Source organism: Bacteroides sp. 519, from assembly GCF_010500955.1.
GTDB lineage: Bacteria > Bacteroidota > Bacteroidia > Bacteroidales > Bacteroidaceae > Bacteroides.
The window spans coordinates 1-310 of sequence record NZ_QVMJ01000143.1 but is presented as its reverse complement, the minus strand read 5'-3'; the positions used below and the strand labels follow the sequence as shown (position 1 = coordinate 310).

At 44.8% G+C, this 310-nt stretch carries 1 protein-coding gene; it reads left to right on the top strand.

Annotated features, from left to right (window positions below; all coding sequences use genetic code 11):
• Nucleotides 1-227 (top strand): hypothetical protein (locus D0T85_RS22265; protein ID WP_163215688.1); only part of this gene is annotated, 227 nt, incomplete at its 5' end.
• Nucleotides 228-310: the final 83 nt, after the last annotated feature.

Below are 310 nucleotides of genomic sequence, written 5' to 3'. Positions count from 1 at the left end.
TGAAACGTGTAAAATGCGATTTCAAGAAGATGGGTCCTAAGTTCGGTAAACAGATGAAAGCTGTTTCTGCTGTTGTCAGCGAAATGAATCAGGAACACATTGCAGCCGAAAGCAGAATTGCTTTCTGGAACATGTTCGAAGCAATGGGAGGCGATGGTAGTATTGCAGAGTTTGTACGCTCTTGTCTTTCTTCTTCCAGTTGGCGGATGCGTTCGCGACTTTCTTGATATGAAAGAAAAAGTGGAAGCACAGGGACTTTCTATCCGTGCTCGTCGCGAAGGATACGATGCTGCCAAAGAACTAACAGTAG